The sequence below is a fragment of the Methylobacterium sp. WL18 genome (assembly GCF_008040015.1).
Lineage (GTDB): Bacteria > Pseudomonadota > Alphaproteobacteria > Rhizobiales > Beijerinckiaceae > Methylobacterium > Methylobacterium mesophilicum.
Genome location: NZ_VRVD01000166.1, coordinates 1 through 8550, shown reverse-complemented (window position 1 = coordinate 8550; position 8550 = coordinate 1). Strand labels below are relative to the sequence as shown.

General features: G+C 67.3%; 11 protein-coding genes. 7 read left to right on the top strand and 4 right to left on the bottom strand.

What is annotated here, in order from left to right; translation table 11 throughout:
• Positions 1–141 precede the first annotated feature (141 nt).
• Entirely contained in the window at positions 142–1245 is a 1104-nt protein-coding gene (locus FV228_RS13845; RefSeq protein WP_187277742.1) for an L-dopachrome tautomerase-related protein, read from the bottom strand.
• A gap of 300 nt (positions 1246–1545) precedes the next feature.
• Between FV228_RS13845 and FV228_RS13840 the strand changes: the two genes are divergently transcribed.
• The 5 genes from FV228_RS13840 to FV228_RS13825 all read left to right on the top strand — a co-directional run bounded on the left by FV228_RS13840 (position 1546) and on the right by FV228_RS13825 (position 4136).
• The gene (locus tag FV228_RS13840; protein ID WP_147855155.1) at positions 1546–1791 is read left to right on the top strand and encodes a DUF333 domain-containing protein; all 246 of its coding nucleotides are present in this window, start codon (positions 1546–1548) and stop codon (positions 1789–1791) included.
• 58 nt (positions 1792–1849) lie between these two features.
• Entirely contained in the window at positions 1850–2167 is a 318-nt protein-coding gene (locus FV228_RS13835) for a hypothetical protein (protein ID WP_147855154.1), read from the top strand.
• Positions 2168–2177: 10 nt separating this feature from the next.
• Positions 2178–2378, top strand: coding sequence for a hypothetical protein (locus FV228_RS13830; RefSeq protein WP_147855153.1), 201 nt, complete (start codon positions 2178–2180; stop codon positions 2376–2378).
• Between the two features lie 167 nt (positions 2379–2545).
• Positions 2546–2668 (top strand): hypothetical protein, encoded by a 123-nt coding sequence (locus tag FV228_RS34800; protein ID WP_281406494.1) that lies wholly within the window; start codon positions 2546–2548, stop codon positions 2666–2668.
• Between the two features lie 1156 nt (positions 2669–3824).
• Complete coding sequence (locus tag FV228_RS13825) at positions 3825–4136, top strand: hypothetical protein (RefSeq protein WP_147855152.1); 312 nt, start codon at positions 3825–3827, stop codon at positions 4134–4136.
• A 229-nt stretch (positions 4137–4365) separates the two neighbouring features.
• On the opposite strand, the gene FV228_RS33105 is transcribed toward FV228_RS13825, so the two are convergent.
• Positions 4366–4515, bottom strand: a complete 150-nt coding sequence (locus FV228_RS33105) for a hypothetical protein (RefSeq protein ID WP_187277741.1) — start codon at positions 4513–4515, stop codon at positions 4366–4368.
• A 101-nt stretch (positions 4516–4616) separates the two neighbouring features.
• Between FV228_RS33105 and FV228_RS13820 the strand changes: the two genes are divergently transcribed.
• The gene (locus tag FV228_RS13820; RefSeq protein WP_147855151.1) at positions 4617–5696 is read left to right on the top strand and encodes a molybdopterin-dependent oxidoreductase; all 1080 of its coding nucleotides are present in this window, start codon (positions 4617–4619) and stop codon (positions 5694–5696) included.
• A 166-nt stretch (positions 5697–5862) separates the two neighbouring features.
• On the opposite strand, the gene FV228_RS13815 is transcribed toward FV228_RS13820, so the two are convergent.
• Positions 5863–6372, bottom strand: coding sequence for a MucR family transcriptional regulator (locus FV228_RS13815; protein ID WP_147855150.1), 510 nt, complete (start codon positions 6370–6372; stop codon positions 5863–5865).
• A gap of 331 nt (positions 6373–6703) precedes the next feature.
• Entirely contained in the window at positions 6704–7339 is a 636-nt protein-coding gene (locus FV228_RS13810; protein WP_147855149.1) for a peptidase inhibitor family I36 protein, read from the bottom strand.
• A 920-nt stretch (positions 7340–8259) separates the two neighbouring features.
• Between FV228_RS13810 and FV228_RS13805 the strand changes: the two genes are divergently transcribed.
• The coding region (locus FV228_RS13805; RefSeq protein WP_210247797.1) for a hypothetical protein at positions 8260–8550 on the top strand (291 nt) is incomplete at its 3' end.

Below are 8550 nucleotides of genomic sequence, written 5' to 3'. Positions count from 1 at the left end.
GGGTCGACGCGATGTGGATCGACGAGCAGGGCGGCCTGTGGATTCCGGCCGCGCAGATGAACCGCACGCCGACGATGAACGGCGGCGAGGCCTCGGCGCGCCGATGAGCGCCCACGCCCGAGCCCGGGGCTCGAACCTGGGTCAGTTCCGCAACGGCTTGGCGTCGATCTGCAGCCGATAGATCGTCGTCGGGAATTTCACCGCCGAGGCCTCGCCGCCGTTCATCGTCGGCGTGCGGTTCATCTGCGCGGCCGGAATCCACAGGCCGCCCTGCTCGTCGATCCACATCGCGTCGACCCAGACCAGGCGCGGATCCTCCACGAGCGTGCTCATGCTCCCATCCGGGGCGATCTTGAGGATCCGCAGCCCGTCCGTGTCGCTGGCGTAGATCGTCCCGTCCGCGTCGATCGCGGTCCCACCCGTCGCCACGGTGGCCGCGAACAGCTTGACGTGTTTGGCCCGCTCGGCGTCGCTCAGGCCGGCATCGTCCAGATAGCGGGTCTCGATGCTGTAGAGCGGGCCGGTGCAGGCCTGGTAGTAGAACGTCTTGCCGTCGGGGGAGACTTCGAGCTGATCGGCGTGGATGAACAGGAGCTTGCCTGCGTCGTCCCGCAAGGTGCGGCCCTGACCGGTCAGCGGCCGCTGCGCGATGGTGGACCAATGCCCGTCGAGCGCACGCCGCAAGGCGCCCGTATCGAGATCGAGCACGATCAGCCCGGGCTGGCCCGCATCCGTCAGGTAGACGTTGCGGCCGTTGAACCGGAAATCGTCGATGAAGCTCCGATCGGTGGTCGCCGCCTGCAGCGGGTAGACCCGGCGCACGGCGTTGGTGGCGAGGTCGATCTGCACGAGCTTGGGACCGCCCGGGAGTGGCGCCTCGCCCATGCCGGGTGCGCCCTTGTCGACCACCCAGAGGTCGCCGTCTGGTCCGATGCGGATCGCGTTGACCGCCACGAAGGCCTTGGCCGGGTCGTCACCGGGCTTCCACGCATTCCAGGCCGCGTCGGGGAATGCGACGGGCTGACCGTCCCGCCATTCGCCGAGTTCGAGCCCCGTGCCCTTCGCCTGGCGCTGGAACGGCGAGAACGCTCGGCCGTCCTTCGACCGCGTGAAACCGTTGAAGACCAGGCTATCGGACTGGATCATCGGCTTGAGCGTGTCGGGGCCGAGTTGCGCGTCGGCGGCGCGGCCGGGCAAGGCCAGGCCTCCGACGATCAGGAGGGCGGCGATCGAGGGGCGGATCATGCGCAGTCGGGCCTGGTGTGCGGTTGCCGGGTCTCCTGCTGCAAGGCGCGAGGCGCCGACGGTGTTCCTCTCCGGTGGCCGGAAACGGCGGCTTTCCCGCTCGCGCCGGCCGGGCGGCCCTCTCATGACCACCTGCCCGGCCACGCGCTTATCCCGAGGCGTGCGGCCGTCTTCCCATCGGCGTTGATCCTCAGGGTTGCAGCGGGCACAGTGAACGTAGATCAACGGGGCTTGAGACCGTGATCGGAGGCGCTCCGTGAAGCGCCGCACCGTGGACCGGAAGGCGAAGGGCTACCCGACGTGATCGCTCAATCTCTGCTCGCCGCCGCAGGTGTCTGCCTGGTCGCGGGTACAAGCCAGGCTGGCAGCGCCAGCATCCGGGTCGCGCTGGCGAACCCCGCCTCCGTGAATTGCGCCACACAGGGCGGTACGCCGCAGATCCGGAACGGCGTCGGCGGCCAGATCGGATATTGCCGCTTCTCGGACGGCCGCATCTGCGAGGAATGGGCCCTGTTCCGGGACAACCTCTGCAAGCCGCCGGCATGAGGCCGACGTGCAATCGGGTCGGCGGCCCCTGGGCTCGTGACACAATGGGATCCCCGACGTGACCGGTTCCCACACTGAACCCGACAAGGTGGCCGAGGTCGCCAGGCTCGCGACGGCGATCGCCGACCGCATCCTCGAGCAGAACGCGGCCGGGACCCCGATCCCCCCCGAGCAGTTCACCATGCTCGTCAGGGCCGCCCGGATGCTTCTCGACAACGGGACGCCCTGGCCGCCGTCTGTCGAGCATGTGCTGCTGGAGGTGGCCAAGCGTGTCGCGCAGGCTGAACTCGCATCCGACCTCGGCTCGACCGCGTCGGAGGGCGATGACGTCGTGGCGCACCTGACGCAAGCTCTCGATGCGACGAAGCGGCGTTAGGGAGGCGACCATGCGTATGGGGCGATCCAAGCAGCGTCGGCCCGAGCGTTCGATCCAGTCCCTCTCCGATCCGAAGGTCGTGGTCCTGAGGCCCCGAAACCGTCGGCGTGGCGCCAACCTGGGGTCGGTGTCGGCCAGGAGATTTGCAGTCTCGGCCGTGACCCTCACCATCATCGTGCTGGCCGGCGGGTACCTGCTGCGCATGTGGTAACCGGAGCGTGGAGTGCGGCACCGCTGGCTCGGCAAGCCCCGCGTTGGCTGCGTAGCCAGGTCTATCTCGGCGCGTGAAAATATTCGCCGAACCGTTGCGTTTTCAATCCATGATAAAGCGTGCGCCCGACGCGGCTATAGCCTGCTCCGTGGATGGGGGTCCCAACCATGGCCGATGACCGCTCGGATCACCTCGACGATGCGAAAGACAGGTCTGTCATTCGCGTCATCGCCATGATGCTGGCGATCGAGATGGTGTTCCTGCTCGCGTCGCTCATGGTTCTGGATTGAGCAACGGCTTCACCGCCCACCTCGGGGAAGACGTTCGAGCGCGGGGCATCAAAAAGCCCGCACCGGCGAACCGGGCGGGCTGAAGATTGCTGAACCAGGACCATGGACCACAGCGAATGTGGGTGATCATGGTTAAAAAAGTCTTAACGCCAGATAATAGTGGTCTATTCGTGTAAATCGGGCAAAACGATCCACGCATTGCCGCGCCCATGATCTGATTCCCGCAAAGCGTCGCGTCCGAGAACGCGCGGCGGGCTCCGGGGGGGGGGGGCGCCGGTCAGAGCCGGTCCCGATAGCATGACAGCCGGGCTCGCCTCGCAGACAACGCGCTGACCGACGCCCAATCCGTATCGCTTCGGCGGCAAGCGCTCCAGCCATCCGCGTTGAGGCGCGGCAGCGGCTCCGCCTTTCGGCACCTGTGGTCACGTCGGGTGCCGCAGACGGGGTTGCTGGCGCGCCGGGGCATGGACCGCGCCAGAGCGCGTGACGCCGGATTGTGCACTGCGCGAGGCGACACAAGAGTCTCACATGCTCTGCGCCTGGCTATAAGCTTGGCCATATGATTTATCTGTGGTCGAGTATTATTAACCACAATCAATAATTGCCAATTGCTGTTCGAGAGGTCAGTGTTTTTATGTTGCGTAATTTGAGTATTGGCTATGGACTACGTAGGGATATGCTATTTTACTGAGGTCGGACGTTGCCTGTGCGCTCATGCGGCGGGCGGGGGCGGCAATTCCTTGGCTGCCGATCAGAATACCGGGTTGTCTGCCGGCGTACTCCGCTTGCTTCCTGCCGTCGCCCCGGTGACCGGTGCAAATCCGTCCTCCTCGTCACCACCGGGCGCCGGGGGAAGCAGGACGGCATCCTCCGCCCCATTGCTCCGCGGTTCCGGAGAGCCCGTCTTCGCGTTCAGTTCCCTGAGCGGGACGGGCGAAGGTTGGGGAGCCGGAGGCGCAACCGGCGGAGCGCCGTCGCCGGAGGTGAATGCGGGGCTCAGCTTGATCCTGGCCGCGGGGGCCGTCGCGTTCCTCCGCCGACGGCGCGCGAAGGCGTGAGGCGCCGGCGACGAATGCCCGCGTCGTGCGTTGACGGCATCATCCAGCCTTACCCATCATTTTGCCTCGCCCCTCATCGAGCCCTGCCGGAGTGTCCGATGCTCATTCGATCCGCATTGCTTTTCGTGGCCCTGACGTCGGGCGCCCACGCCGCGGCGTTCGATGACGTGAAGGGGTATCTGGCGTCCTGCCTCCGGTTCGAGATGAACGGGGCCGAGGCGCGACGCGGCGCGAACCCGGCCTCCAAAGTCCGCCATGCGCTGGAGCGGTGCGGTCCGGAGTTCGATCGCGTTGAACGGGCGGACGGGCGGCGCCTACGCAGCGATGGCGGGATCAGCCCCTCGACCAAGGAGGTCATCCAGAGCGTCGTGGGCCGAAACGGAGGCGGCTTCTCCAACGTCCGGTACTGACTCCGGTCGGTTCCACGGTGGCCAGGCGTTCGATCCGGCCACCGAAGATCCGGCGTCGCGCCCGCTCACTGTCGCCGCTGCGTGTCCGCGCGCGCCTCGTCGAACGCCTCGTGCGCCGTGTCGCGCGCGCCCTGCTTTGTCTCGGCGGGATCGGTCTCGGGGCGGTTCGGGTCGATCATGGTCGCGACGCTCGTCGTATCGGCCTTCGGACGGGGATGGGTGGCCGAGATCAGGTCGGCTGTACCTCGGTGTCCTCCACCTCGGGGTCGTCCTCTTCCGGCACGGTGGGCTTGGGCGGCTCGATCTCGTCGAGGCGGGACGGATCCTCGATCAACGCGCCCGGATCCTCGCCGGGCATCGGGGTGTCAGCCTGAATCATGGTGCGCGTCTCCGTTCTGGTAGCGCTACGTTCCATGAGCCCGGGCGTTCCCATCCGGTGCCGCCGCGCGTTCCCACTTCGTATCGAGGGGCACAACCTGCATGTCGACGTTAGCCGAGCGAAAGGCGCGCCTGATCGTCCACGGGGATGCGCCCTACAACGCGGAGCCACCGCTGGCCCGGCTGCGCGCCGCCTACCGTACGCCGGCAGAGGCGTTCTACGTGCGCTGCCACGGAGATCTGCCGGCGATCGTCGCGGACGAGGCCCGCCTCGCCGTCGATGGTGCGGTCTCGACGCCGCTCGAGATGTCGCTGCACGACGTGCAATCGAACTTCCCGCACGTCGTCGTCACCGCGACGATGCAATGCGCGGGCAATCGCCGGGCCGACATGCGAGCGGTCGCGCCGGTTTCCGGTGATCCGTGGGAAGGCGGCGCCATCGGCACGGCCGACTGGACCGGAATCCGATTGGGGGATGTGCTGCGCGCGGCCGGAATCCGAGAGGGCGCGGGCCTGCATGTCGCGTTCGAGAGCCACGACACGGTCGAGGGGCATCCCTACGGCGTCTCCATCCCGCTCGCGAAGGCGCTGGCGCCGGAAACCCTGCTGGCCTTCGCCATGAATGGCGAGACGCTGCTGCCGGAACACGGTTTTCCGCTGCGGGCCGTGGTGCCGGGGTACGCCGGGGTGCGGAGCCCGAAATGGTTGAAGCGCATCACGGTGCAGGACCATCCCTCCGACAACCCGATCCAGGCGAACGACTACAAGCTCTTCCCGCCCGATGTGACCGCGGAGACGGCCGACCCAGCGAAGGGCCACACCATCAACACGATGCCGCTGAACGCGGCGATCTGCGAGCCGATGCGCGGCGCCGCATTGAGCGCCGGAACGACCAGGATCCGCGGCTACGCGGTGTCGGGTGACCGCGCTGTGGTGCGTGTCGACGTCTCCGGCGATGGGGGGCGATCCTGGGTTCAGGCCTCGCTCGAGCAGGACGCCGCTGCGCCCTTCGCTTGGACGTTCTGGACGGTCGACCTCGACCTGCCCTCCGGCGAGCGCGTGTTGGTGGTGCGGGCGTGGGACGAGGCCGGCCAGACACAGCCCGCCGACCCCGACGTGACCCGGAACTGCAAGGGCTATCTCAGCACGGCATGGCACCGCGTGCCGGTGAGCGTCGCCTGACGGCTGCCTGGCCGAGCGGGCGTTCCGGGCGGACGCGCCGGCCGCGCGTGAACGGGGGAGACACGGCGGCCGGCGCGCTCGCGAGCGGGAGCCCGGTCAGGCTCGACCGCCGCGATCGGGAGGATATGGGGATGGCCGGAGGGAACGGGCAGATCCCCGTTCGGCCTCAGGCCTCCTGGGTCTTGCGCGGCCGCCCGACACGCTTGGGCGTCTCCGAGACGGTCGCTGCGGGGTCCGCGGCTTTCGGGGCAGCCTTCTTGCGCTGCTGGCCGAGACCGAGGCTCCTGGCGAGAGCCGAGCGCTGTTCGGAGTAGCTCGCGGCCGTCGAGGGGTAGTCGCGCGGCAGGCCGTAGCGCTCCCGGTACTGCTCGATCGTCATCCCGTTGCCGTTCAGATGCCGCTTCAGCGTCTTGTACGGCTTGCCGTCGACGAAGCTGATCAGCGCATCGGGGGTGATCGACTTCCGGATCTGCGATGGGGTGGGCCTGTCGGCCGCCGGCGCCTCGGGGGCGCTGCTGTTGCCAAGCCCCGCGAGCGCAGCGTGCGTGTTGGCGATCAAGCTGGCAATCTCGCCCGGCTGCAGGTGGTTGTTCGAGACGTAGGCGGAAACGAGACCCGCCGTCAGTTCGATGTAGTCGGGAGCCCCACGCTCGATCGTTTCGACGGTTTCGTCCACGGTGTGCACCTATGCTTTAAGAATCGGCACAATGTGCTGTCGAACGTCACAAGGCAATGCGATAACGATTGTGCTGATTGTTTCTACAAGCATTCGCGGTGGATACGCTGTAGGGCTCCGAAATCGGTGCCCCCCCGCTCTCGTCGCCGCGCATGACGGTGAAACCGGGAGCCGGTTCGCGGGGATCGGAAGGCGGCGCGCTGCGGGGCCCGTGCGCCGCGCGGCATCCCAAGCCCCATTCCCGCTCAAGCTGCCATCGGGAACGGTTCGAAGTCCTCGATGTCATGCGCTCGTTGACGCCGAACCGGTACCCACGTCGGCGGCGAGCGCTCTAACCAGCGCGACGCGCGCAACGGACGTAGGTCGAGGTGCCCATGGCGCTCGTCCAGGTCAGGCGGCCGCCATTCACCGCGATGCGGACCTGCGAGGACCAGCGGCGGTCGCGGTCGCCGCAATCGGCCGCCATGGCCCAGGCGTTGCCGGTTCGATGGGCGCCGCGAAAGCTGCAGATGGTGTCGCCGGCCTTGGCGCGATCGGGCGTGAACGTCGCCGGGACGTAGCCCTTGCGGCGCGCGGGGGCGCTGCAGGCATCCGGAGTGGGCCCCCAGGTCCCGACATAGTCAAACCCGGCCGTGGCCGAACGGGTCGTCGCCGGCGGCACGACGGGTTGCGTTACGACGATCGGCGATGCGGGGGCCGTCACGGTATCGGGGGCCGCAACGGCCCCGGCCGGCTCGGGTGCCGCAAGCGACATCGCCTGCCGGGACAGGTCGTCGGGCTGATCGATGAGCGGCTCCCCGACGGACTGGACCGAAGACGTCTGGAAGGGCAGATCCTCGTCGAGATAGGCGCCGCAATAGGCGAACAGCCCGGCCCAACCGAGAACGAGCAGGACGTGGAGCGCCGTACTCCGTCGGCTCTCGGCGCTGGGACCGGCGAGCGGTCCCGCCACGATGATCGCCCCCATGTCCCCCTCCCGCTCAGCTCTTCCCCAGTTTGCCTATGCCTCGGGGCGACATCTGCTCATCTTCGGGAGACGCGATATCGCGCCCTGGATAGGCATGTATTCGGTGTCGAGGTCGACGGCATTTCATTAACATTGAGTAAATCGTTAACATTGCGTTAATGTGCCAATATTGATTGGCGGACGCATCGTTCGTCACCTCGTCCGGAGCGGTGGGCGGCCCCGGCCGACAGCAATCGGGCGCCCCGCATCAATGCGGCGCGGCGGGCATGAGCCCGGCTTCCGGGACACGGGCTGTGCCACGGTCGTCGCGCTCGGGGCGGTGCATCGTTCGCGGGTGGGCCTCGGGGCCTCGCCGTCCGACCGCCGACGCGCGGGCCGATTCGGCGCAACATAGCGTTGGCCGGATCGGAATGTGCCTGCCGCTGTGGATCCCACCCTCATGCGGATGTCATGGCGCCGCGGAGGTCTCTCCCCGACCGCGCCCCGGTCCCGGGTCGAACGGCTCCCGGAGGAAGAGGCCACGGATGGCACGGCACCGTCGATGACGACCACGCGCGGTACGAATGCTGCCAATTCCAGGGCTGATGCTGCAGGACGACACGAAGAATATCAATTCCGTGCCTGAGTGCGTCGGGGCTTATGTTTTGAATGTGCAAATTTCGTAATAAATCATGATCCGACACGAAGATATAACTCGGTTCATGTACTTATATTAAAATGTATTTGAGTTACGAGAATTCGAGGCATGTTCGATCGGCGCGTTCCTTGTCATAAGGGTTTCATTAACCATCCTGATGAGACATCGACATCGCGTCGACGCGTGACCGACGCATGGCGATCCGGTCCGCCGAAGACCCTGACCGTCCCGCTGAGGGCTGCGCGTGTTTGCAGGGCCGTGCGGGCAAAGAGACTCGTTCCTGATGCCGTCCTTCCAAGGCCAGTCAATCATCCCGACCTGCGATCGCAAGATCCGCAACGGGGGCCGGCTTCCGGTCACGGCCGTCACCGCCGTAGCACTGCTCTTGGGCTCCCCCGCGCCGGCCGCCGAGCGCCCCCAGCCGACGGTGACGAGCGGCCCTGACGGCCGAAACGGGCAAGCCAACGCCATCTTCTCGAATGTCGCCGCGACGCCCGGCCGAGACGGCGGCGACGTGACCCTGATCGATGTCGATCCCACGGCCGCCGGGCGCGATGCCGCCGCGACGATCCAG